Annotated in this window: 20 protein-coding genes; 19 read left to right on the top strand and 1 reads right to left on the bottom strand. The window is 54.1% G+C overall.

The features are described from left to right. Nucleotides 1-185: 185 nt before the first annotated feature. From ravA to JOE09_RS23305, 19 genes are all read left to right on the top strand, one after another. The gene (gene ravA / locus JOE09_RS23395; RefSeq protein ID WP_200545831.1) at nucleotides 186-1,679 is read left to right on the top strand and encodes an ATPase RavA; all 1,494 of its coding nucleotides are present in this window, start codon (nucleotides 186-188) and stop codon (nucleotides 1,677-1,679) included. After that, a complete protein-coding gene (gene viaA, locus JOE09_RS23390; RefSeq protein ID WP_205067530.1) occupies nucleotides 1,676-3,136 on the top strand; it encodes an ATPase RavA stimulator ViaA in 1,461 nt (486 codons plus the stop codon). The genes ravA and viaA overlap by 4 nt, the downstream gene beginning before the upstream one ends. Nucleotides 3,137-3,208: 72 nt before the next feature. Then, on the top strand, nucleotides 3,209-5,371 hold the full coding sequence (gene ovoA / locus JOE09_RS23385) for a 5-histidylcysteine sulfoxide synthase (RefSeq protein WP_205067543.1): 2,163 nt from the start codon (nucleotides 3,209-3,211) through the stop codon (nucleotides 5,369-5,371). A gap of 118 nt (nucleotides 5,372-5,489) precedes the next feature. Beyond that, entirely contained in the window at nucleotides 5,490-5,951 is a 462-nt protein-coding gene (gene asnC, locus JOE09_RS23380) for a transcriptional regulator AsnC (protein WP_105595279.1), read from the top strand. A gap of 178 nt (nucleotides 5,952-6,129) precedes the next feature. Next, on the top strand, nucleotides 6,130-6,570 hold the full coding sequence (mioC, locus tag JOE09_RS23375) for an FMN-binding protein MioC (RefSeq protein ID WP_200560618.1): 441 nt from the start codon (nucleotides 6,130-6,132) through the stop codon (nucleotides 6,568-6,570). 466 nt (nucleotides 6,571-7,036) lie between these two features. Beyond that, complete coding sequence (mnmG, locus tag JOE09_RS23370; protein ID WP_205067529.1) at nucleotides 7,037-8,926, top strand: tRNA uridine-5-carboxymethylaminomethyl(34) synthesis enzyme MnmG; 1,890 nt, start codon at nucleotides 7,037-7,039, stop codon at nucleotides 8,924-8,926. A gap of 81 nt (nucleotides 8,927-9,007) precedes the next feature. Continuing rightward, nucleotides 9,008-9,628, top strand: a complete 621-nt coding sequence (gene rsmG / locus JOE09_RS23365) for a 16S rRNA (guanine(527)-N(7))-methyltransferase RsmG (RefSeq protein ID WP_105595282.1) — start codon at nucleotides 9,008-9,010, stop codon at nucleotides 9,626-9,628. 816 nt (nucleotides 9,629-10,444) lie between these two features. Further along, nucleotides 10,445-10,825: a F0F1 ATP synthase subunit I gene (atpI, locus tag JOE09_RS23360; RefSeq protein WP_123334656.1), complete on the top strand. Its 381-nt coding sequence runs from the start codon at nucleotides 10,445-10,447 to the stop codon at nucleotides 10,823-10,825. Nucleotides 10,826-10,832: 7 nt separating this feature from the next. After that, the gene (gene atpB, locus JOE09_RS23355; protein WP_205067528.1) at nucleotides 10,833-11,651 is read left to right on the top strand and encodes a F0F1 ATP synthase subunit A; all 819 of its coding nucleotides are present in this window, start codon (nucleotides 10,833-10,835) and stop codon (nucleotides 11,649-11,651) included. Between the two features lie 50 nt (nucleotides 11,652-11,701). Beyond that, nucleotides 11,702-11,941, top strand: coding sequence for a F0F1 ATP synthase subunit C (gene atpE, locus JOE09_RS23350; RefSeq protein WP_003849523.1), 240 nt, complete (start codon nucleotides 11,702-11,704; stop codon nucleotides 11,939-11,941). A 97-nt stretch (nucleotides 11,942-12,038) separates the two neighbouring features. Then, the gene (gene atpF / locus JOE09_RS23345) at nucleotides 12,039-12,509 is read left to right on the top strand and encodes a F0F1 ATP synthase subunit B (protein ID WP_123334652.1); all 471 of its coding nucleotides are present in this window, start codon (nucleotides 12,039-12,041) and stop codon (nucleotides 12,507-12,509) included. Between the two features lie 11 nt (nucleotides 12,510-12,520). Continuing rightward, the gene (atpH, locus tag JOE09_RS23340) at nucleotides 12,521-13,054 is read left to right on the top strand and encodes a F0F1 ATP synthase subunit delta (RefSeq protein ID WP_200545836.1); all 534 of its coding nucleotides are present in this window, start codon (nucleotides 12,521-12,523) and stop codon (nucleotides 13,052-13,054) included. A gap of 14 nt (nucleotides 13,055-13,068) precedes the next feature. Continuing rightward, complete coding sequence (atpA, locus tag JOE09_RS23335) at nucleotides 13,069-14,610, top strand: F0F1 ATP synthase subunit alpha (RefSeq protein ID WP_062744104.1); 1,542 nt, start codon at nucleotides 13,069-13,071, stop codon at nucleotides 14,608-14,610. A gap of 54 nt (nucleotides 14,611-14,664) precedes the next feature. Further along, a complete protein-coding gene (atpG, locus tag JOE09_RS23330; RefSeq protein ID WP_105595288.1) occupies nucleotides 14,665-15,534 on the top strand; it encodes a F0F1 ATP synthase subunit gamma in 870 nt (289 codons plus the stop codon). Nucleotides 15,535-15,597: 63 nt separating this feature from the next. Then, on the top strand, nucleotides 15,598-16,980 hold the full coding sequence (gene atpD / locus JOE09_RS23325; protein ID WP_105595289.1) for a F0F1 ATP synthase subunit beta: 1,383 nt from the start codon (nucleotides 15,598-15,600) through the stop codon (nucleotides 16,978-16,980). A 74-nt stretch (nucleotides 16,981-17,054) separates the two neighbouring features. Next, nucleotides 17,055-17,474 carry a F0F1 ATP synthase subunit epsilon gene (locus tag JOE09_RS23320; RefSeq protein WP_105595290.1) on the top strand — a complete coding sequence of 140 codons (420 nt, stop codon included), beginning with the start codon at nucleotides 17,055-17,057 and terminating at the stop codon, nucleotides 17,472-17,474. A 167-nt stretch (nucleotides 17,475-17,641) separates the two neighbouring features. Further along, a complete protein-coding gene (gene glmU, locus JOE09_RS23315; RefSeq protein WP_205067527.1) occupies nucleotides 17,642-19,012 on the top strand; it encodes a bifunctional UDP-N-acetylglucosamine diphosphorylase/glucosamine-1-phosphate N-acetyltransferase GlmU in 1,371 nt (456 codons plus the stop codon). A 164-nt stretch (nucleotides 19,013-19,176) separates the two neighbouring features. Further along, nucleotides 19,177-21,006, top strand: a complete 1,830-nt coding sequence (glmS, locus tag JOE09_RS23310; RefSeq protein WP_205067526.1) for a glutamine--fructose-6-phosphate transaminase (isomerizing) — start codon at nucleotides 19,177-19,179, stop codon at nucleotides 21,004-21,006. A gap of 127 nt (nucleotides 21,007-21,133) precedes the next feature. Beyond that, a complete protein-coding gene (locus JOE09_RS23305; protein ID WP_205067525.1) occupies nucleotides 21,134-22,105 on the top strand; it encodes a peptidase in 972 nt (323 codons plus the stop codon). Nucleotides 22,106-22,183: 78 nt separating this feature from the next. Here the strand turns inward: JOE09_RS23305 and mdlD are convergent, their stop codons facing one another. After that, on the bottom strand, nucleotides 22,184-23,542 hold the full coding sequence (gene mdlD, locus JOE09_RS23300) for an NAD(P)-dependent benzaldehyde dehydrogenase MdlD (protein ID WP_338049385.1): 1,359 nt from the start codon (nucleotides 23,540-23,542) through the stop codon (nucleotides 22,184-22,186). Nucleotides 23,543-23,552: the final 10 nt, after the last annotated feature.

Below are 23,552 nucleotides of genomic sequence, written 5' to 3'. Positions count from 1 at the left end.
TCACGAATGCCTATTGTTTATTGACGGGATATCGCCCAATCGGAACTAACTTCAATGGCCAGTGTCACCCTTTGATAATAAAAAAGCTGACTGCTATCAACTCTTTCAAGCATCATAGTCAGTAGTGTTTGCGCTCGCCAGCCACGATGCTGGCCTGACCGTAGAAAAAGGATGGATGTTTGATTATGGCCCAGTCTCACCTACTGGCGGAGCGTATTTCCCGCCTGAGCAATGCATTAGAGAAAGGACTTTACGAACGCCATCACGCGATTCGGCTCTGCCTTCTTGCCGCGCTATGTGGCGAAAGCGTTTTTTTACTGGGGCCACCGGGCATCGCCAAGAGCCTGATCGCCCGACGCCTGAAGTTTGCTTTTCAGCACTCCCGCGCCTTTGAGTATCTGATGACCCGCTTCTCAACGCCGGAAGAGGTGTTTGGCCCGTTGTCCATTCAGGCTCTGAAGGATGAAGGCCGCTATCAGCGTCTGACCAAAGGCTACTTGCCCGATGCGGAAATCGTCTTCCTGGATGAGATCTGGAAAGCCGGCCCGGCAATCCTCAATACTCTGTTGACCGCCATTAACGAACGCCGTTTCCGCAACGGCGACAACGAAGAAAAAATCCCGATGCGGCTGCTGGTGACAGCCTCTAACGAACTGCCGGAGGCGGACAGCGGGCTGGAAGCGCTGTATGACCGCATGCTGATCCGCCTGTGGCTGGATAACGTCCACGAGAAGCAGAATTTCCGCAGCCTGCTGACCCACCAGCAGGATGAAAATCAGAATCCGGTGGCGGAATCACTGTGCATCAGCGACGAGGAATATCTGGCCTGGCAGCAGGGCATTACCAAAGTGAACCTGCCGGATGATGTCTTCGAGCTGATATTCCAGCTGCGCCAGCAGTTAGAAAATCAGCCAGAAGCGCCATATATCTCCGACCGCCGCTGGAAAAAAGCCATTCATCTGCTGCAAGCCAGCGCCTTTTACAGCGGGCGCAATTCTATCGCGCCGATCGATCTGATCCTGCTGAAAGACTGCCTGTGGCATGACGTGAATTCGATGAAACTGCTGGATCGCGAAATTGATAATCTGCTGACCCAGCAGGCGTGGCAGCAGCAGCCGATCCTGATCAAACTCCAGCAGATTAACACCCGCCGCCTGGCGCTTCAGCAGCAGCAGAGCGTGGAGCAGGCCATTCGCCTAGAGAAACACGGCGGCATGTTCAGCCGCAAGCCGCACTTCGAACTGCCCGCGGCGCTGTCGGCCGATGAACTGACCCTGATGCTGCAAAAACCGCTGACGCTGCATGATATGCAGGTTACGCACGTTACTCTGGCCCGCGAGGCGCTGCATCACTGGCTGCAAAAAGGGGGAGAGGTACGCGGAAAGCTGAATGGCATCGGCTTTGCGCAGATGTTGGATCTGCACGTGGATGCTCAGGAGTGTCTGACGCTGCGTGATATCAGTCTGCAAAGCACGCGGCTGATGCTACCCGGTAAACTCCAGCAGGCGCTGCCGGAAGAGATTATTCAGGCGCTGGATGAGCTGGATACCCAACTTCGTGCCCAGCGCACGCTGTTCAGCCAGCACCACCGCTGCCTGTTTATCAGCGATGACTGGCTGGCCCGCGTTGAGGACAGCCTGCAGCAGGTGGCCGAACAGCTGAAGCAGGCGCGGCAGTGATCTCACTCGATACGCTGAGTATGTTGCTGACCATCAGCGAAAACGAGCTGATCGAAGAAGTGGCCATCGCCATGCTGGCCTCGCCAAAGCTGGCCGCTTTTTTCAAAAAATTCCCGGGGCTGAAAAATGCCCTGACTCGCGATTTGCCCAACTGGAAAGCGAGCGTGCTGCAACAGCTCAAATCGACCCCGGTTCCTGACGACGTGGCCGAAGAGTTCAGCCGCTTCCAGCACTTCCAGACGCTTAACTCCCACGAATTCAGCGCGCAGCTGCCCGCTTTGTTGCAGTGGCTGGATGCCAACCACTCGCCCTTTGCAGAGAAAGCCCGTCACCTGGTGGAGCATACGGAGATCGGTCATCTGAGCCCGGCTCAGCAGACGCTGTTTCTCCAGCGCTGGCGGCTGAGCCTGACCCTGCAAACCCTGTCGCTGAACCAGCAGCTGCTGGACCAGGAGCGCGACAAGCTGCTGGCCGAGCTACAGCATCGCCTGGCGATGAGCGGCCAGCTGGCCCCGGTGCTGGCCAGCGATGATGAAGCCGCCGCAGGCAGGCTGTGGGATCTCACCCGCAGCACGCTACAGCGTGAGGATTATCAGCTGATTGTGCAGTACGGCGATTTTCTGGCGGGTCAGCCCGAGCTGATGAAGCTGGCCGAACAGCTGGGCCGCAGCCGCGAAGCCAAATCGGTGCAGGCAGAAGAGGCACCGCTGGAAGCCTTCCACCAGCTGGTGCGCGAACCGGAAAGCGTACCGGAAGAGGTCAACGGGCTGCATCAAAGCGATGATATCCTGCGCCTGCTGCCGCCGGAGCTGGCTACCCTCGGCATCAGCGAACTGGAATTCGAGTTTTACCGGCGGCTGGTGGAAAAGCGCCTGCTGACCTATCGCCTGCAGGGCGAGAGCTGGCACGATAAGATCACCGAGCGGCCCGTCGTTCATCAGCATCATGACGAACAGCCGCGCGGGCCGTTTATTGTCTGCGTTGATACATCCGGATCGATGGGTGGATTTAACGAGCGCTGTGCAAAAGCCTTCTGTCTGGCGCTGCTGAAAGTGGCGCTGGCGGACAACCGCCGCTGCTACATTATGCTGTTCGCACATGAAGTCATCGGCTATGAGCTGACCGCCGGAGACGGCATCAGCCAGGCGATCCGTTTTCTCAGCCAGCGCTTTCGCGGCGGCACCGATCTTGCCGCCTGTCTGGATGAAGTATTAAAAAAACTCAGCAGCAGCCCGTGGCAGGATGCCGATGCGGTGATCCTCTCCGATTTTATCGCTCAGCGCCTGCCGGAAGAGCTGGTCAAACGCGTTCGCGATCATCAAAATCGCCAGCAGCAGCGTTTTCATGCCGTTGCCATGTCCGATCATGGAAAACCGTCCATCATGCGTATCTTCAACCATATCTGGCGTTTTGACACCGGACTAAAAAGCCGCCTGCTGCGCCGCTGGCAGCGCTAACCCCCTTCCTTCCGCCCTTTGCGCAAAATACGGCAAACCTTATTTGCTATAGTCATATATCGGCTTTAGCCAATCGGCAGATGGGAGCATTACGTGACAGCACAACAACAGCATCAGAGCGGGCTTCCCGCACCAACCCGCACGCTACTTCTTGACGGCAGCGACCCGGAACAAAAACGCCAGCAGCTGCTCGCCTACTTCCGCCAAACCTGGGAACTCTACGAGAGCCTGTTTGACTGCCTGGCCGATGAACGGGCGTATTACAACAAAGCGATCCCGCTGCGCCATCCGCTGATCTTCTATTTTGGCCATACCGCCACCTTCTACATTAATAAACTCATGGCCGGTCGGCTGATTGACGCCCGAGTTGATGACCGGATCGAAGCCATGATGGCGATCGGCGTTGATGAAATGAGTTGGGACGATCTGGATAACAGCCACTACAGCTGGCCGTCGGTCAGCGAACTGCGTGACTATCGCGGTAAGGTCCGTAGCCGAGTAGAGCAATTTATCGAAACTATGCCGCTGGCGCTGCCTATCGGCTGGGACAGCCCGGCGTGGGTGATCCTGATGGGGATTGAACACGAGCGCATCCATCTGGAAACCTCCAGCGTATTAATGCGCCAGCTACCGATCGAATGGGTTAAGACTCAGCCCCACTGGCCCGCCTGTACCGAAGCACGCCACGATCGTCTGGCGGTGCCGGAAAATTCGCTTATCGCCGTGGCCGGTGGCCGGGTGACCCAGGGAAAAACCGATCAAACTTACGGCTGGGATAACGAATACGGCACGCAGGTCAGTGAAGTGAAGCCCTTTCGCGCCAGTAAAATGCTGGTCAGCAACGCCGAGTTCTTCACCTTCGTCGCGGCAGGGGGCTACCAGCAGTCGCGCTGGTGGGATGAAGAGGGCGAAGGCTGGAGGGCGTTTTCCAAAGCCACGATGCCGACGTTTTGGGTCGGCAGCGCCGGGCAGCCGGATAACCTGCGTCTGCGGTTGATGACGGAAGAAGTGCCGATGCCGTGGGACTGGCCCGCCGAAGTGAACCAGCTGGAGGCCGCTGCCTTCTGTCGCTGGAAAGCAGAGGAAACCGGTAAGTCCATCCAGCTTCCCGCAGAGAGCGAGTGGATGCTGCTGCGTGAACAGGTGGCCGGCGATCAGCCCGACTGGGACACCGCGCCGGGCAATATCAATCTGGCCTACTGGGCCTCTTCCTGCCCGGTCGATCGCTTCAGCCAGGGGGATTTCTTCGACCCGATCGGCAACGTCTGGCAGTGGACCACCACGCCGATTAACGGCTTTGAAGGGTTTCGCGTGCATCCGCTGTACGACGATTTCTCCACGCCAACCTTTGACGGCAAACATTCGCTGATCAAAGGCGGCAGCTGGATCTCCACCGGTAACGAGGCGCTGAAATCTGCGCGTTATGCCTTCCGCCGCCACTTCTTCCAGCATGCGGGATTCCGCTACGTCGTCTCCAGCCATCAGGAAACCATGGCGCAAAACCCGTACGAAACCGACACGATGGTATCGCAGTATCTGGATTTCCAGTACGGTCCGGAATATTTCGGCGTGGCCAACTACGCACGTGCGCTGGTGGAAATCGCCTGCGGGCTGACGGATAAACGGCAGCGCGCGCTGGATCTCGGCTGTGCTACCGGCCGCGCCAGCTTTGAACTGGCGCGTCATTTCGAGCAGGTGGTGGGCATGGACTACTCGGCGCGTTTTATTGACGTCGCGCTGCAGCTGACCGGTGGTGAAGACTTCCGCTATGTCACCCAGGAAGAAGGCGATCTGGTTGAGTATCGCCAGGTCAGGCTGAAAGATTTTGGTCTGGACACTCAGCAGGCCAGCCGCATTCAGTTCGTACAGGGCGATGCCTGCAATCTGAAGCCGCAGCCGGAACACTACGATCTGGTCCTGGCCTCTAACCTGATCGACCGGTTACGCCAGCCCAAACGCTTCCTGCAGGATATCAGCGGCATGATCCGCAGCGGCGGCATACTGATGCTCTCCTCACCCTATACCTGGCTGGAGGAGTATACGCCGAAGGAAAACTGGCTTGGAGGAGTCCGTGAGAACGGGGAAGCCCTGACCACTTACCAGGCACTGCAACGACTGCTGGCGGCGGATTTTGAAGAGATCGCACCCGCACAGGACATTCCGTTTGTCATTCGCGAAACGGCGCGTAAATACCAGCATACGCTGGCGCAGCTGACGCTGTGGCGTAAACGCTGATCTCCCCTACCCCGCAGGCATCCCACTGCCTGCGGTTTATTTCAATCGATTGCCATCGCCTTCACGATCCCGCACAGTAACGCTATTCCAGGCACCCGCTAATAACCATGGAGCCACTATGCCCGAAAACATGCAGCCCGATAATCTCGATCGCGGCATTCTGATCGCCCTGATGGACAACGCCCGTACCGCCTACGCCGAGCTGGCAAAGCAGTTCAACGTCAGCCCAGGAACCATCCACGTGCGCGTAGAAAAGATGAAGCAGGCGGGGATCATTAAAGGCACGCGGGTTGAAATCGATCCGAAGCAGCTGGGCTACGATGTCTGCTGTTTTATTGGCATTATTCTCAAAAGCGCGAAGGATTACCCTTCTGCACTGGCCCGTCTTGAAGCACTTGATGAAGTGGTGGAAGCTTATTACACCACCGGGCATTACAGTATTTTTATCAAGGTGATGTGCCGATCTATTGATGCGTTACAGCAGGTACTGATCAACAAGATCCAGACAATTGATGAAATTCAGTCCACGGAAACGCTGATCTCGCTACAGAACCCAATCATGAGGGCAATTAAGCCCTGATCGGGCGCTTATCCTCCCTTCCCGCGGCAATTTCCGGACGATCCTGTGAATCATTTTATGCACAGATGTTTTCCTGAGTGCTTAATGTGGTATCCGCATAATATCCCTACTTACCCACAGGTAGATCCCAGCCTGATCACAGAGTACAATGCCCACCTTTGTGACTCAGGGACCCATCATGGCCGACATTACCTTAATCAGTGGCAGCACCCTAGGCAGCGCGGAATACGTTGCCGATCATCTGGCAGAGAAGCTGAACGAGGCCGGTTATACCACCGAGACGCTGTATGGTCCGGAACTGGATGAAGTGAAGCCTGAAGGGATCTGGCTGGTGGTGAGCTCCACCCACGGTGCTGGTGAACTGCCTGAAAATATCCAGCCGTTTTTCGATGCATTAAAAGAACAACAGCTGGATCTGAGTAACCTGCGTTACGGTGCAGTAGGCATTGGTAACCGTGAATACGATCTGTTTTGTGGTGCCATCGATCAGTTTGAGACGTTGCTAAGCTCTCTGGGCGCTAAGCGTATTGGCGATTGCCTGAAAATCGACGTCCTCGAGCACGAGATTCCGGAAGATCCTGCCGGTGTTTGGGTGGAAACCTGGAAAGAGTCGATCTAAATATCACCTCGATCGGGCTGAGATCGACGGTGAGATCCGTCCGATCGGCGTTTTTCAGCCCGTGAGTTTTGTAAATTATGTGCTTTTTCGCCTGGTTTATCAGCATTCATCTGTGGATAAACATGCTTAAATCACGGTAATAACCGGTTGTTATCCCAAGAACAACTTTATACCTTGCCTGGGGCTGTGCATAACATAGTATTTTGATCCCAGCTTATACGGATCGGGATCACCGATCATTCACAGCTAATGATCCTTCCTAATCGATTGATCGTTATCAGCAAAAAGCGCTTATCCACAGACCAGGACGATCCTAATAGAAGATCTAATAAAGAGATCTTTAAATAAAAAAGATCTTCTTTTTAATACGTGAAGATCCCGCCGCTTTCCCCGTCGTCTAAAGTTGAGTAGAATTCACGCCCCAGGCAACGATCCCTTAATCGCACAAACCGCGAGGTGCAGTACCATGTTTTATCCAGATCCCTTTGACGTCATCATCATCGGTGGTGGTCATGCGGGAACCGAAGCTGCAATGGCGGCTGCCCGTATGGGTCAACAAACCCTGTTATTAACCCACAACATCGATACGCTCGGGCAGATGTCCTGCAATCCGGCGATCGGGGGTATCGGGAAAGGACATCTGGTTAAAGAAGTGGATGCACTGGGTGGGCTGATGGCCCATGCCATTGACCAGGCCGGCATTCAGTTTAGGATACTAAACGCCAGCAAAGGGCCAGCCGTCAGGGCAACCCGAGCTCAGGCCGATCGCGTGCTGTATCGGCAGGCGGTTCGCACTGCGCTGGAGAACCAGCCAAACCTGATGATCTTCCAGCAGGCGGTTGAGGATCTGATTGTTGAAAACGATCGCGTCGTCGGTGCCGTTACCCAGATGGGCCTGAAGTTCCGTGCGAAAGCCGTGGTGCTGACCGTCGGAACGTTCCTCGATGGCAAAATCCATATCGGACTGGATAACTACAGCGGTGGCCGTGCCGGCGATCCGCCATCCATTCCGCTGGCGCGCCGCCTGCGTGAGCTGCCGCTGCGCGTTAACCGTTTAAAAACCGGTACACCTCCGCGTATTGATGCCCGCACGATAGATTTTTCAGTGCTGGCAACCCAGCACGGTGATACGCCGATGCCGGTCTTCTCGTTCATGGGCAATGTGGCTCAGCATCCACAGCAGGTGCCGTGTTACATCACCTACACCAATGAGAAAACCCACGATGTGATCCGTAACAACCTCGATCGCAGCCCGATGTATGCCGGGATCATCGAAGGGATCGGTCCTCGTTACTGTCCGTCGATCGAAGACAAAGTGATGCGCTTTGCCGATCGTAACGCGCATCAGATCTTCCTGGAACCGGAAGGCCTGACCAGTAATGAAATCTATCCAAACGGTATCTCCACCAGCCTGCCGTTCGACGTGCAGATGCAGATCGTCCGTTCCATGCAGGGGATGGAAAATGCCAAAATCGTACGTCCTGGCTATGCCATCGAGTACGATTTCTTTGACCCGCGCGATCTGAAACCGTCGCTGGAAAGTAAATATATTCAGGGCCTGTTCTTTGCCGGACAGATTAACGGCACCACCGGTTATGAAGAAGCCGCCGCTCAGGGACTGCTGGCTGGTCTGAATGCCGGTCGCTTCTCTGCGGATAAAGAGAGCTGGGCACCGCGCCGCGATCAGGCTTACCTTGGTGTGCTGGTTGACGATCTCTGCACGCTGGGTACCAAAGAACCGTACCGCATGTTTACCTCTCGGGCTGAATATCGCCTGATGCTGCGTGAAGACAACGCCGATCTGCGTTTGACCGCTGCCGGTCGCGAGTTGGGACTGGTTGATGACGCCCGCTGGGCGCGCTTCAATGAAAAACTGGAACGCATTGAGCTGGAACGTCAGCGCCTGCGTGATATCTGGGTTCACCCGAAATCCGCGACCGTTGATGAGATCAATACGGTTATCAGTGCGCCTCTGACCAAAGAGGCCAGCGGAGAAGATCTTCTGCGTCGTCCGGAAATGACTTATCAACAGTTGATGACACTGAGCACTTTCGCCCCGGCGCTCAGCGATGAGCAGGCCGCCGAGCAGGTTGAAATTCAGGTTAAATACGAAGGCTATATCGCACGTCAGCAGGAAGAGATCGACAGACAACAGCGTAACGAAAACACACTGCTGCCGGTTGATCTGGATTATCGCCAGGTCAGCGGTCTGTCCAACGAAGTGATCGCCAAGCTCAACGATCACAAACCGGGATCGATCGGTCAGGCTTCGCGAATTTCCGGCGTCACGCCTGCGGCGATTTCCATTCTGCTTATTTATCTTAAAAAGCAGGGACTGTTGCGTAAAAGCGCGTAACGACATCAACAGGGGCGGATGCCATCCGCCCCTGCCCGGCATTTCTGCTGCCGTAAATCTTAATTTTCTGGACCATCGCCTGTGATCAACAAACTTTCCGCCCTGCTTAAGAGCGCCAACATTTCACTGACCGATCTGCAAAAACAACAGCTGATTGGCTACGTGGACATGCTGCACAAATGGAATAAGGCCTATAACCTGACCTCCGTCCGCGATCCTGAACAGATGCTGGTGCGCCATATCCTCGACAGTATCGTGGTAGAACCGCATCTGGAAGGTGAACGTTTTATCGATGTGGGAACCGGCCCCGGGCTTCCCGGCGTTCCGCTGGCTATTGTGCGTCCTCAGGCTCATTTCACCCTGTTGGACAGCCTGGGTAAACGCGTGCGTTTTTTGCGTCAGGTGCAGCATGAACTGAAACTGGAGAATATTACTCCGGTACAAAGCCGTGTTGAAGATTTTCCTGCTGAACCCCCGTTTGATGGCGTGATTAGTCGCGCATTCGCATCGTTGAACGATATGGTCAGCTGGTGTCATCATCTGCCTGGCTCAGAGGGGCGTTTCTATGCGCTGAAGGGTCTGCTACCCGAGGATGAAATCGCTGCGCTACCGGTGGGATTCGTTGTCGAAAAGATTGCCTCCCTTGCCGTTCCTGAACTGGAAGGCGAGCGCCATCTGGTGGTCATTTCGCCAAAGGGCTGACTTTTTAAGTGAAAAAAACCGCCACTTTTGATGCTGGCGGTTTTTTTTTCGCCATTTTTAACCTGTTGAGAGACGCATATTCAGGGTACTATCAGTTAATAACCCTTGAATTTGTATGATTTTTTTGTGCATTTGAAGGGATACGCTCGTCGCTGAGTTTTAGCCGGTCATCTTTTTTTATTTTTTTTCGGACCAATCAGCCTGGACGGAGCTGTTGCTATAGCGTTAAATCAGAGCGCGGAAACGGACTGACAACTTCGTTTACATTTAACGCCCTGTTCACAATTTATTATCACAACGATCACCTTATCCATGGCATTTTAGATAGAGAATAGTCACATGGGAAAATATATCTTCTTAATAAATTCTCGTAAGTAATGGCTTTGAAGTTGTTAAATATTTGCTGGCGATGTCAATAAGCGGTTTTAATCGAGATAACAATCTGTTTTGCTAATAGATTGAATTTAAGTTGTTGATATTAAATAACTTACTTCTGTCTCAGTAATAATTATTAGCATCAATCTTGTTTCAATGATGGAAATGATATTACTAATTTGTGATCTTCCGCACGCTTTGTGAGCAAAATAGCTCCTGTATTACAGAAAAATGGACGAATCAGGTGGAAGTCATTTGTTTCGGAAAATAGGCCGCTGGAAAGAATTTTAAATAATTGTTCACCTTTTCTCTACTTATCCATTGAAATCACAGGTGCGCCCCGTATAATTTGCACGTTTTTTGCTGCTTGACTCAAATGAGTAAAGGCAGTTTTATACGACACGCGACATAGCCCGAGCGGGGCAGGAGAGTTTCAGCGTCATGTCAGTGTCCCTTTACAGAGTAAAATTTGCCCGAACCGTGCTGATGTTACAGCTGGTGACATTCGTCTTAATCGGTGCGCTGTTTGCCCTTAAAGATTTGACCTGGGGCGTGTCCGCTCTGTTAGGTGGACTGGCAGCCTGGCTGCCAAACATGTTGTTTATGATTTTTGCCTGGCGCCACCAGGCGGGACATGAAGTAACAGGTCGGCTTGCCTGGACGTTCGTCTTCGGCGAGGCGCTGAAAGTGGTCGTTACTATTCTCATGCTAATCGTGGCGCTGGGTGTGTTTAAGGCGGTGTTTACACCGCTGGGACTGGCCTGGTTATCGGTGCTGATTGTGCAAATCGTCGCACCGGCTGTAATCAACAACAAAGGGTAAGGGCATCATGGCTGCAGGAGAAATCTCTACGCCGCAAGAATACATAGGCCACCATCTGAATAACCTTCAGCTGGACCTGCGTACCTTCGAGCTAGTGAATCCGCACGACGCTCCGGCGACGTTCTGGTTATTAAATATCGACTCCATGTTTTTCTCTGTGGTGCTGGGACTGGTGTTCCTGGTGCTGTTTCGCAAAGTCGCGAAGTCAGCAACCAGCGGTGTACCAGGCAAGTTACAGGCCGCTATCGAGTTAGTTGTTGGCTTCGTTGACGACAACGTACGTGATATGTACCACGGCAAAAGCAAACTTATCGCTCCGCTGGCCCTGACGATTTTCGTCTGGGTATTCCTGATGAACTTCATGGATCTGCTGCCAATCGATCTGTTGCCATACATTGGTGAACATGTCTTTGGGCTGCCAGCATTGCGTGTGGTGCCTTCCGCAGACGTGAACGTTACGCTGTCGATGGCGCTTGGCGTATTTATTTTGATTCTGTTCTACAGCATCAAGATGAAAGGCATTGGCGGCTTTACTAAAGAGCTGACTCTGCAACCCTTCAACCACCCCGTCTTTATTCCGATCAACCTGATTCTGGAAGGTGTGAGCCTGCTGTCCAAGCCTGTTTCTCTGGGTCTGCGACTGTTCGGAAACATGTACGCGGGTGAATTGATTTTTATCCTGATTGCCGGCCTGCTGCCGTGGTGGTCACAGTGGGTTCTGAATGTGCCTTGGGCCATTTTCCACATCCTGATCATTTCGCTGCAAGCTTTCATTTTCATGGTCTTAACGATTGTCTATCTGTCGATGGCATCTGAAGAACACTGATTTTTTTCTCAACACTACTGCGTTTTAACTGAAACAAACTGGAGACTGTCATGGAAAACCTGAATATGGATCTGCTGTACATGGCTGCCGCTGTGATGATGGGCCTGGCGGCAATCGGTGCTGCGATCGGTATCGGCATCCTCGGAGGCAAATTCCTGGAAGGCGCCGCGCGCCAACCGGATCTGATTCCTCTGCTGCGTACGCAGTTCTTTGTTGTAATGGGTCTGGTGGATGCAATCCCAATGATCGCCGTTGGTCTGGGTCTGTACGTGATGTTTGCTGTCGCGTAAATAACCGATTGTTTATCGCCGGCGCAGGTCAGCGATAAACGGCTTCTGCCGCTGTAAAGGCGGCAGAAAAAGTTAACTTAATAAGAGGCATTGTGCTGTGAACATTAATGCAACAATCCTCGGCCAGGCCATCGCGTTCATCCTGTTTGTCCTGTTCTGCATGAAGTACGTATGGCCGCCGCTGATGGCCGCTATCGAAAAGCGCCAGAAAGAAGTTGCTGAAGGCCTTGCTTCCGCTGAACGTGCCAAAAAAGATTTGGATCTCGCGCAGGCTAATGCGACCGATCAGCTGAAGAAAGCGAAAGATGACGCTCAGGTAATCATTGAGCAGGCGAACAAACGCCGTGCGCAGATCCTGGACGAAGCGAAAGCCGAGGCTGAACAGGAACGTAACAAGATCGTCACCCAGGCGCAGGCTGAAATCGACGCCGAGCGTAAACGTGCACGTGAAGAGTTGCGTAAGCAGGTCGCGATGCTGGCTGTTGCCGGCGCCGAGAAAATCATTGAACGTTCCGTGGATGAAGCTGCTAACAGCGACATCGTAGATAAACTGGTCGCTGAACTGTAAGGGAGGGGCTGATGTCTGAATTTACTACCGTAGCTCGCCCCTACGCTAAAGCCGCTTTTGACTTTGCGGTTGAGCATCAAAGTGTCGATCGCTGGCAGCAGATGCTGGCGTTTGCCGCCGAAGTGGCTGGCAATGAACAGGTATCAGAACTTCTTTCCGGCGCTCTGGCGCCGGAAGCGTTGTCTGGCGCGTTCATCGCAATCTGTGGTGACCAACTCGACGAAGCCGGCCAGAACCTGATTAAGGTTATGGCTGAAAACAAACGTTTGCCAGCACTTGCCGATGTACTGGATCAGTTCATCCAACTGCGTGCCGCACATGATGCGACCGCCGAGGTTGAAGTTATCTCTTCTTCTACATTGAGTGACGCGCAGCTGACCAAAATCAGCGCAGCGATGGAAAAACGTCTGTCACGCAAAGTTAAGCTGAATTGCAAAATTGATAAGTCTGTAATGGCAGGCGTAATCATCCGTGCGGGTGATATGGTCATTGATGGCAGCGTACGCGGCCGTCTTGAGCGCCTTACCGACGTCTTGCAGTCTTAAGGGGACTGGAGCATATGCAACTGAATTCCACCGAAATCAGCGAACTGATCAAGCAGCGCATTGCTCAGTTCAATGTAGTGAGCGAAGCTCACAACGAAGGTACTATTGTTTCTGTAAGTGACGGTATCATCCGCGTCAACGGCCTGGCCGATGTGATGCAGGGTGAGATGATTGCCCTGCCGGGTAGCCGTTACGCTATCGCACTGAACCTGGAGCGCGACTCCGTTGGTGCAGTAGTGATGGGCCCATACGCTGACCTCGCCGAAGGCATGAAGGTTAAGTGTACTGGCCGTATCCTGGAAGTTCCGGTAGGCCGTGGCCTGCTGGGCCGCGTGGTGAACACCCTGGGTGCACCAATCGACGGTAAAGGCGCTATCGACAACGACGGCTTCTCGCCGATCGAAGTGATTGCACCTGGCGTTATCGATCGTCAGTCCGTTGACCAGCCTGTACAGACCGGTTACAAATCTGTCGATGCGATGATTCCAATCGGCCGTGGCCAGCGTGAGCTGATCATCGGTGACCGTCAGACCGGTAAAACCGCAATGGCGATCGATGCGATCATCAACCAGCGCGATTCCGGCATCAAATGCGTTTACGTTGCTATCGGTCAGAAAGCTTCTACCATCGCTAACGTGGTGCGTAAGCTGGAAGAACACAACGCGCTGGCTAACACCATCGTTGTGGTTGCAACCGCATCTGAGTCTGCTGCTCTGCAATACCTGGCGCCATACGCCGGTTGTGCGATGGGCGAATACTTCCGTGACCGCGGTGAAGACGCGCTGATCGTATACGATGACCTGTCTAAACAGGCCGTTGCTTACCGTCAGGTTTCCCTGCTGCTGCGCCGTCCACCGGGCCGTGAAGCATTCCCAGGCGACGTGTTCTACCTCCACTCCCGTCTGCTGGAGCGTGCTTCCCGCGTGAGCGCCGACTACGTTGAGCGTTTCACCAACGGTGAAGTGAAAGGTAAAACCGGTTCTCTGACCGCACTGCCAATCATCGAAACCCAGGCGGGTGACGTTTCTGCGTTCGTTCCAACCAACGTAATCTCGATTACCGATGGTCAGATCTTCCTGGAAACCAACCTGTTTAACTCTGGTATTCGTCCAGCGGTTAACCCGGGTATCTCGGTATCCCGTGTTGGTGGTGCAGCGCAAACCAAGATCATCAAGAAACTGTCCGGTGGTATTCGTACCGCTCTGGCACAGTATCGTGAACTGGCTGCGTTCTCTCAGTTCGCATCCGATCTGGATGAAGCAACCCGCAAACAGCTGAGCCACGGTCAGAAAGTGACCGAGCTGCTGAAACAGAAACAGTATGCGCCGATGTCTGTAGCGCAGCAGGGTCTGGTGCTGTTTGCTGCCGAGCGCGGCTTCCTGAATGACGTCGAACTGGCGAAAATCGGTAGCTTCGAAGCGGCACTGCTGGCCTTCGCGGATCGCGATCACGCTGAGCTGATGGCTGATATCAACCAGTCTGGTAACTATAACGGCGAAATCGAAGAGAAGCTGAAAGGCCTCCTCGAGACGTTTAAAGCAACCCAGTCCTGGTAATGTCTGGCGGCTTGTCCCTTAGGGGGCAAGCCGCAAGGCTTTGAGGAGAAGCTTATGGCCGGCGCAAAAGAGATACGTAGTAAGATCGGCAGCGTGCAAAACACGCAGAAGATCACCAAAGCGATGGAAATGGTCGCCGCCTCCAAAATGCGTAAATCGCAAGAACGCATGGCGGCCAGCCGTCCTTATGCAGAAACCATGCGCAAAGTGATTGGTCACATTGCGTTAGGTAATCTGGAATACAAGCACCCTTACCTGGAAGAGCGCGACGTTAAACGCGTTGGCTATCTGGTCGTATCTACCGACCGCGGGCTTTGTGGTGGTTTGAACATTAACCTGTTCAAAAGATTGCTGGCGGATATGAAAGGCTGGGCGGATAAAGGCGTTGAGAGCGATCTCGCCATTATCGGTTCCAAAGGCCTGTCATTCTTCAGTTCTGTCGGTGGCAACGTGGTTGCTCAGGTAACCGGAATGGGCGACAAACCTGCCCTCTCCGACCTGATTGGCCCGGTCAAAGTGATGCTGCAAGCATACGATGAAGGCCGCCTGGACAAGCTGTTTATTGTCAGCAACAAATTTATCAACACCATGTCTCAGTCTCCACAGATCGAACAGCTGCTGCCGTTACCTGCAGCCGATGATTCGGAAGGCGTTGTGAAGAAGAGCACCTGGGACTATCTGTATGAGCCCGATCCGAAAGCGCTGCTGGACACGTTACTGCGTCGCTATGTCGAATCTCAGGTTTACCAGGGTGTTGTAGAAAACCTGGCCAGCGAGCAGGCCGCGCGAATGGTGGCGATGAAAGCCGCAACCGACAACGGCGGAAACCTGATCAAAGAGCTGCAGTTGGTATACAACAAGGCTCGTCAGGCCAGCATCACCCAGGAACTTACCGAGATCGTCTCGGGGGCCTCCGCGGTTTAACCAGGTATACCCTGCTGCGTTTCGAACCGGTGGGGTATAAACGAATTAGGTAGAGGATTCAAGATGGCTACTGGAAAGATTGTCCAGGTAATCGGCGCCGTAGTTGACGTCGAATTCCCTCAGGACGCAGTACCACAAGTGTACAGCGCCCTTGAGGTTAAAAATGGTGATGCTCGTCTGGTGCTGGAAGTTCAGCAGCAGCTGGGTGGTGGCGTGGTTCGTACCATCGCTATGGGTTCTTCAGACGGCCTGAAGCGTGGTCTGGAAACCGTTGACCTTGAGCACCCGATCGAAGTACCAGTAGGTACTGCAACACTTGGCCGTATCATGAACGTGCTGGGTGAGCCAATCGATATGAAAGGCGATATCGGCGAAGAAGAGCGTTGGGCGATTCACCGCGCAGCACCTTCATACGAAGACCAGTCAAACTCTCAGGAGCTGCTGGAAACCGGTATCAAAGTTATCGACCTGATGTGTCCGTTTGCTAAGGGCGGTAAAGTGGGTCTGTTCGGTGGTGCGGGTGTAGGTAAAACCGTAAACATGATGGAGCTGATCCGTAACATCGCGGCTGAGCACTCAGGTTTCTCCGTATTTGCCGGTGTGGGTGAGCGTACTCGTGAGGGTAACGACTTCTACCACGAGATGACCGACTCTAACGTTATCGACAAAGTATCACTGGTTTATGGCCAGATGAACGAGCCACCAGGAAACCGTCTGCGCGTTGCGCTGACCGGTCTGACCATGGCTGAGAAGTTCCGTGACGAAGGTCGTGACGTACTGCTGTTCATCGATAACATCTACCGTTATACCCTGGCCGGTACTGAAGTATCAGCACTGCTGGGTCGTATGCCTTCTGCGGTAGGTTATCAGCCAACGCTGGCGGAAGAGATGGGCGTTCTGCAGGAACGTATCACCTCTACCAAGACCGGTTCAATCACCTCCGTACAGGCCGTTTACGTTCCTGCGGATGACTTGACTGACCCATCACCAGCCACCACCTTTGCGCACCTTGACGCAACTGTGGTACTGAGCCGTCAGATCGCTTCCCTGGGTATCTACCCGGCGGTTGACCCACTGGATTCTACCAGCCGTCAGCTGGACCCACTGGTTGTTGGTCAGGAACACTATGACACTGCGCGTGGCGTTCAGTCACTGCTGCAGCGTTATCAGGAACTGAAAGACATCATCGCCATCCTGGGTATGGACGAACTGTCAGAAGAAGACAAACTGGTGGTAGCACGCTCTCGTAAGATGCAGCGTTTCCTGTCCCAGCCATTCTTCGTGGCAGAAGTATTCACCGGTTCTCCGGGTAAATACGTGTCGCTGAAAGATACCATCCGTGGCTTTAAAGGCATTATGGAAGGCGAGTTCGACCATCTGCCAGAGCAGGCTTTCTACATGGTTGGTTCCATCGAAGAAGCCGTGGAAAAAGCGAAGAAACTGTAATTTTTACCCTGAGTCATTCAGGCTGCAGCAATGCGGCCTGAAGTATGACGGGTTAGTTTCTCAGGAGGTTAATTATGGCTATGACTTTTCACCTGGACGTTGTCAGCGCAGAACTGCAAATGTTCTCCGGTCTGGTACAAAGCATCCAGGTATCAGGTAGCGAAGGTGAGCTGGGTATTCGCCCAAACCACGCCCCGCTCCTGACTGCCATTAAGCCTGGTATGGTTCGCATCGTTAAGCAGCACGGTGACGAAGAGGTGATTTACCTCTCCGGCGGCGTGCTGGAAGTGCAGCCTGGCGCGGTTACCGTGCTGGCTGACACCGCGATCCGTGGTACCGACCTTGATGAAGCGCGCGCGCTGGAAGCGAAACGCAAAGCTGAAGAGCATATGAACAGCTCTCACGGCGATGTTGACTTCGCTATCGCGTCGGCAGAACTGGCGAAAGCCATTGCTAAGCTGCGCGTCATTGAGTTGACCAAGAAAGCGATGTAACTCAGGTTTAAGCTGCAGAATGCCAGTCAGGAAACTGACTGGCATTTTTTTTGCCTGCCGTTTGAGATTTCCACCGTTCTGAAAGCTAATTTCGGGCCAAGAAAAATGTAGTATTCTTAGCGCTAAACCGCTTTACTTTCCTCATCAAAACAAGAATCAGGATGTCTATGTCTACCAGCCCGATGAGCGTAGTGATCCTTGCCGCTGGCAAAGGAACCCGCATGTACTCCGACCTGCCAAAAGTGCTGCACCTGCTGGCCGGAAAACCGATGGTTCAGCACGTTATTGATGCCGCTAAGGTGTTAAACGCGCAGCAGATTAATCTGGTTTACGGTCACGGTGGCGATCTGCTGAAAAGCACGCTGGATGATACCTCTCTGAATTGGGTGCTCCAGGCCGAGCAGCTGGGAACCGGGCACGCGATGCAGCAGGCTGCACCTCATTTTGCCGATGATGAAGATATTCTGATGCTGTACGGCGACGTGCCGCTGATCTCAGTGGATACCCTGCGCCGCCTGCAGTCGGCTAAACCCGAAGGCGGCATTGGCCTGCTGACGGTAATCCTGGATAATCCAACGGGCTACGGCCGCATCATCCGGGAAGGTGGCAATGTGGTTGGCATTATCGAACAAAAAGATGCCGCGCCGGAACAGCTGCAGATCAACGAAATCAACACCGGTATCCTGATCGCCAATGGTGCCGACCTCAAGCGCTGGCTGAGCAAGCTCACCAATAACAACGCCCAGGGTGAATACTACATCACCGATATCATTGCGCTGGCGCATCAGGAAGGCCGCCATATTGAAGCGGTGCACCCTGCCCGCACCACGGAAACCGACGGCGTCAACAATCGCCTGCAGCTGGCTACGCTGGAACGCGTTTATCAGGCCGAGCAGGCGGAAAAGCTGCTGCTGGCCGGGGTGATGCTACTGGACCCGGCACGCTTCGATCTGCGCGGTACGCTGGAGCACGGTCGCGATGTGGTGATTGATACCAATGTGATTATTGAGGGCCACGTCACCCTGGGTAACCGGGTAAAAATCGGCAGCGGCTGCGTGATTAAAAACAGCGTTATCGCCGACGACAGTATTATCAGCCCGTACACCGTCATTGAAGATGCGCAGCTGGCCGAAGCCTGCACCGTCGGGCCATTCGCCCGCCTGCGTCCGGGAAGTGAGCTGGCAGAAGGTGCCCATGTCGGTAACTTTGTTGAGATGAAAAAAGCACGCCTCGGCAAAGGCTCCAAGGCGGGTCATCTGAGCTATCTGGGTGATGCCGAGATTGGTACAAACGTAAATATTGGAGCAGGTACAATCACCTGCAATTACGACGGCGTAAATAAGTCGAAAACCATCATCGGCGATGATGTGTTTGTCGGCTCGGATACTCAGCTCATCGCCCCGGTAAAAGTGGCTGACGGCGTCACTATCGCTGCCGGAACGACTATTATGAAAGACGTGCCCGCCGCCGGGCTGGTCTACAATCGGAAAGAGCAGCAGCTGAATGCCAGCTGGCAGCGCCCGGTAAAGAAAAAATAGTATTTTAACGGGCTGGGGTTCTCCCCGGTCCGCGATAAACAGCAGTAAACATAAAAATAATCCCCACTCTCTACAAGGCTCGGGGAACCGGAAAATACCGGAAAATCAGGTCAGAAGACAACGCTGGTGGCATATGAAATGCCATTAAGTCAGGAAAATTTACTATGTGTGGAATTGTTGGTGCTGTAGCGCAGCGTGATATTGCAGAAATCCTGCTTGAAGGCCTGCGTCGTCTGGAGTATCGCGGTTATGACTCCGCCGGTCTGGCCGTTGTTGACCAGCAGGGACATGTCACCCGTCTGCGTCGTTTGGGCAAGGTCGTTAACCTGGCCGAAGCGGCGGAAGAAACGCCGCTGGTGGGGGGAACCGGTATTGCTCATACCCGCTGGGCAACTCACGGAGAGCCGTCGGAGGCCAATGCGCATCCGCATATTTCCGACCATATCATCATTGTTCACAACGGCATTATCGAGAATCACGAACCGCTGCGCGAGCTGTTGATCGAGCGCGGTTACTCATTTGCTTCCGAAACCGACACCGAAGTGGTTGCCCATCTGGTTCACTGGGAGCAAAAACAGGGCGGATCGCTGCGTGAGGTGGTGCTGCGCACCATTCCTCAGCTGCGCGGTGCCTACGGCATGGTCATTATGGACAGCCGCGATCCGTCTACGCTGGTAGCGGCACGCTCCGGTAGTCCGCTGGTGATTGGTCGCGGTGTGGGTGAGAACTTCATCGCCTCCGATCAGCTGGCGCTGTTGCCGGTCACTCGCCGCTTTGTTTATCTGGAAGAAGGCGATATTGCTGAAATCACCCGCCGTGACGTGATCATCCTCGATCGCGACGGCAATACGGTGAAACGTGCGGAAATTGAATCCAACGTGCAATATGACGCCGGTGATAAAGGGATTTATCGACACTATATGCAGAAAGAAATTTATGAACAGCCCGTCGCGATTAAAAACACCCTGAGCGGGCGTTTCAGTCACGGCGAGGTGGATCTCTCCGAGCTGGGGCCAAATGCCGATGCTCTGCTGGCTAACGTTGAGCATATCCAGATTGTGGCCTGCGGTACCTCCTACAACTCCGGTATGGTGTCACGCTACTGGTTTGAATCGCTGGCTAACGTGCCGTGCGACGTGGAGATCGCCTCTGAGTTCCGCTACCGCAAATCCGCAGTGCGTAAAAACAGCCTGTTGATCACTCTTTCACAGTCCGGTGAAACTGCCGATACGCTGGCGGCGCTGCGTCTGTCAAAAGAGCTGGGCTACCTGGGATCGCTGGCCATCTGCAACGTGGCGGGTTCTTCACTGGTTCGCGAGTCGGATCTGGCGCTGATGACCAAAGCCGGTACTGAAATTGGCGTGGCCTCTACCAAAGCGTTCACCACCCAGCTGACCGTGCTGCTGATGCTGGTGGCGCGTGTGGGCCGCCTGAAAGGTATCGACCCGCAGGTTGAGCACGATATCGTGCATGCCCTGCAGGCGCTGCCGAGCCGCATTGAGCAGATGTTGTCGCAGGATGAGCTGATTGCCGAGCTGGCGGAAGATTTCTCCGACAAACAGCATGCGCTGTTCCTTGGCCGTGGCGATCAGTACCCGATCGCCATGGAAGGGGCACTCAAGCTGAAAGAGATCTCCTACATTCATGCGGAAGCCTATGCGGCGGGCGAGCTGAAGCACGGCCCGCTGGCGCTGATTGACGCCGACATGCCGGTGATCGTGGTGGCGCCAAACAACGAACTGCTGGAAAAGCTGAAGTCGAACATTGAAGAAGTTCGTGCGCGCGGCGGCCTGCTGTACGTGTTTGCCGATGTTGATGCCGGGTTTGCCAGCAGCGAAGGAATGCGGATTATTCCGCTGCCGCACGTTGAAGAGGTGATTGCACCGATCTTCTACACCGTACCGCTACAGCTGCTCTCCTATCACGTGGCCTTGATTAAGGGCACCGATGTTGATCAGCCGCGTAACCTGGCGAAATCCGTCACCGTAGAATAATTTCTGTTCCGCCGTATCTGTTCGCAGATCCCGGCTAAAATATAATCCAGCCTGCTGACCCTCAGCCGGCTGGATTTTTTTTATCTTTCGGCAGCGGGATTATTCGGACGGGTTGCAGGAGCAGGACATGTTACTGAAAAAGTTGATGGCGATACTGATGGGGCTGGGCGGGTTGTTAGGCCTCTCCGGCGGCGTACAGGCAGCGCGTCCACCGCAGCCTGCAATGGATGCGCCCGGGGAATGCCGAGACAGCGCCTTCCTGCAGCAGCATCCGCTGACGGAAACCCTGCGTGCCGAGCCTTTTGTTATTTTCTACACCCGCAGCGGCGACAATGCACCACCGCTGGAGGACACCACCGGCAGCGGCACGCCGGACTACGTCAAAAACGTGGCGATCCAGCTGCAGGCCGCCAATCAGTACTATCAAAAGATGCTGCGATTAACTCCACCGCTGGAACAGCCGCGTTACCGGCTGGCAAAAGCCATCCATGTTTATCTGTTTGACCTGCCGCGCGGCAACGGTATGGCCTTCGACGAAGTCACGCGGGTGAAGGGAGAGGACGGTAACTGGCTGCCCTGTGCCCTGACCATCCGCATCAGTTCTAAGCTCAATCAACCGCTTAATCCCACCCCGGCCCACGAGCTGTTTCACCTCTATCAGTACGGCTACACCCAGTTTAAAGTCGGCTGGCTGCTGGAGGGGATGACACGCTGGATCGAATCTGCGTATAACGGCGAAATCGTCATGTCGAAAAAACTGCAGGCGCGGCCGCCGCTGAAAGGCGCTGAACTTTATGCCCTGCGCTACTCCGCCTGGCCTTTCTGGCAGCGCCTGGCAAGGGAGAAATACGGCACGGTCACGCTATCGCCGGAACTGGAGGCCGTACGCTATCTTGACGGCAATCCGGTCTTTCGCACCACCACGCTGCCCGGCGGAGAGGCGCTGGAGCCTTTGCTTACCCGACTTCAGGCGTTAAGTAAGGAACAGTCGCGACAGGCGAATCTGCCCTACTATCAGTGGCCGGAAAAACTTCAGCAGTCACACCAGTTTGACGATGTTATCTGCCAGGCCATGGAAGGAATTGAGTGCTCACGTTAAACACCCTGTTTAGTCATTCGTTTAGCGCCGTGGGGCAGAGAGATATAGGGAGAGCAGAATATCCTGCTCTCCCGTTGCTTATGCCGGTTTCACAACCTTTCTGACGCGTATTGATTTCTGATGGGTAAAGGCTTCATAGGAGTATTTACCGTGGTAGCTGCCCATCCCTGATGGACCAACGCCGCCGAACGGCAGCCATGGCGTTGATGCGTGCATCATCAGCGTATTGATGCTGGCGTCCCCGGAAGGGATTGTGTCAATCAGCTCGCGGCCATGCTCAGGATCGACAGTAAATACATAGGCCGCCAGCGGTTTCGGGTGCCGGGTATTCACATTTGTCGCGATTTCACTTTCGTCCTCAAAGGTCAGTACCGGGAAAATCGGCCCGAACAGTTCGCCCTGCATTGAGCTGTCATCGAAATTCGCATCATCAATGACGATCGGGCTGAAATAACGCTGCGTTTTATCTGCATCACCACAGCGCAACACCTTGCCTTTGCTGGTGGCGACAATATTTTCCAGCCTGCTCCAGGCCTGTTCGGTGATGATTCTACCGTTGCTGCCCGCCTGATGATAATTCGCTTTCAGCGCCGCGATCAGCTTGTTGACCAGGCTCTCTTTAATGCGCTTATCGGCATAAATATAATCCGGCGCCACGCAGGTTTGCCCGCTGTTGAACATTTTAGCTCCCACCAGTTCCTGCACGGCCTGGTCCAGGTCGGCATCCGCCAGCACAATCGCCGGGCATTTTCCGCCCAGCTCCAACAGAACCGGCGTCAGATTTTTAGCCGCTGCGGCCATGACGATTTTGCCCACCTGAGGGCTGCCGGTGAAAAAGATCAGATCGAACGGCAACGACAGCAGGTACTCATTCTCTTCGCGCGCGCCCTGGAACACGTGAGCATAGGTCGGGTCGAAGGTGTTATTAACTATTTTTTCAATGACTTTTGACGTTTCTGGCGTGGATTCTGACGGTTTAATGATTGCCGTATTACCGCCAACGATCGCTCCCACCAGCGGCCCACCGGTCAGATAAACCGGATAGTTAAACGGTGAAATAATATAGGCGACGCCATAGCCTTCGCGACTGATATAGCTCCGCGTATGGCTGAGTTCGCTGGGTGTGGGCACGCACTGTTCCTGCGTCCACTCATCAAGATGGGTCAGGGCAAAATCAATCTCATTAAGCAGCGGCTTAATTTCTCCGCTATCCACGCCCTCTTCACTGCGACCTAAATCCACCGCCATTGCCTGGCGAAGGTCGGTACGGTAATGATTAACGGCCTCTTTCAATTTGAGCAGCTGTGCTTTTTTAAACGCATTGCTTTGGGTGGCTCCGGACAAAAAAAGTTTTTTCTGTTCGGCAAAAACTGCACTCATTTTATGCTGGGTTTGCTTATCCATGACGTTCGTTCCTTGATTTTTTAATGGGCTGATAACGGTCTGT

The organism is Pantoea coffeiphila (assembly GCF_016909495.1).
Taxonomy (GTDB): domain Bacteria; phylum Pseudomonadota; class Gammaproteobacteria; order Enterobacterales; family Enterobacteriaceae; genus Erwinia; species Erwinia coffeiphila.
The sequence above is the reverse complement of the archived record's forward strand: the minus strand, read 5'-3'. Positions and strand labels throughout refer to the sequence as shown.

Excerpts from the sequence above, each read along its gene's own strand:
- atpI (WP_123334656.1), top strand. The coding sequence starts at position 10,445 with ATGTCAGTGTCCCTTTACAGAGTAAAATTTGCCCGAACCGTGCTGATG.
- atpD (WP_105595289.1), top strand. The coding sequence starts at position 15,598 with ATGGCTACTGGAAAGATTGTCCAGGTAATCGGCGCCGTAGTTGACGTC.
- mioC (WP_200560618.1), top strand. The coding sequence starts at position 6,130 with ATGGCCGACATTACCTTAATCAGTGGCAGCACCCTAGGCAGCGCGGAA.
- glmS (WP_205067526.1), top strand. The coding sequence starts at position 19,177 with ATGTGTGGAATTGTTGGTGCTGTAGCGCAGCGTGATATTGCAGAAATC.
- JOE09_RS23320 (WP_105595290.1), top strand. The coding sequence starts at position 17,055 with ATGGCTATGACTTTTCACCTGGACGTTGTCAGCGCAGAACTGCAAATG.
- atpE (WP_003849523.1), top strand. The coding sequence starts at position 11,702 with ATGGAAAACCTGAATATGGATCTGCTGTACATGGCTGCCGCTGTGATG.
- asnC (WP_105595279.1), top strand. The coding sequence starts at position 5,490 with ATGCCCGAAAACATGCAGCCCGATAATCTCGATCGCGGCATTCTGATC.
- ravA (WP_200545831.1), top strand. The coding sequence starts at position 186 with ATGGCCCAGTCTCACCTACTGGCGGAGCGTATTTCCCGCCTGAGCAAT.
- atpB (WP_205067528.1), top strand. The coding sequence starts at position 10,833 with ATGGCTGCAGGAGAAATCTCTACGCCGCAAGAATACATAGGCCACCAT.
- atpG (WP_105595288.1), top strand. The coding sequence starts at position 14,665 with ATGGCCGGCGCAAAAGAGATACGTAGTAAGATCGGCAGCGTGCAAAAC.
- glmU (WP_205067527.1), top strand. The coding sequence starts at position 17,642 with ATGTCTACCAGCCCGATGAGCGTAGTGATCCTTGCCGCTGGCAAAGGA.
- atpA (WP_062744104.1), top strand. The coding sequence starts at position 13,069 with ATGCAACTGAATTCCACCGAAATCAGCGAACTGATCAAGCAGCGCATT.
- JOE09_RS23305 (WP_205067525.1), top strand. The coding sequence starts at position 21,134 with ATGTTACTGAAAAAGTTGATGGCGATACTGATGGGGCTGGGCGGGTTG.
- mnmG (WP_205067529.1), top strand. The coding sequence starts at position 7,037 with ATGTTTTATCCAGATCCCTTTGACGTCATCATCATCGGTGGTGGTCAT.
- atpH (WP_200545836.1), top strand. The coding sequence starts at position 12,521 with ATGTCTGAATTTACTACCGTAGCTCGCCCCTACGCTAAAGCCGCTTTT.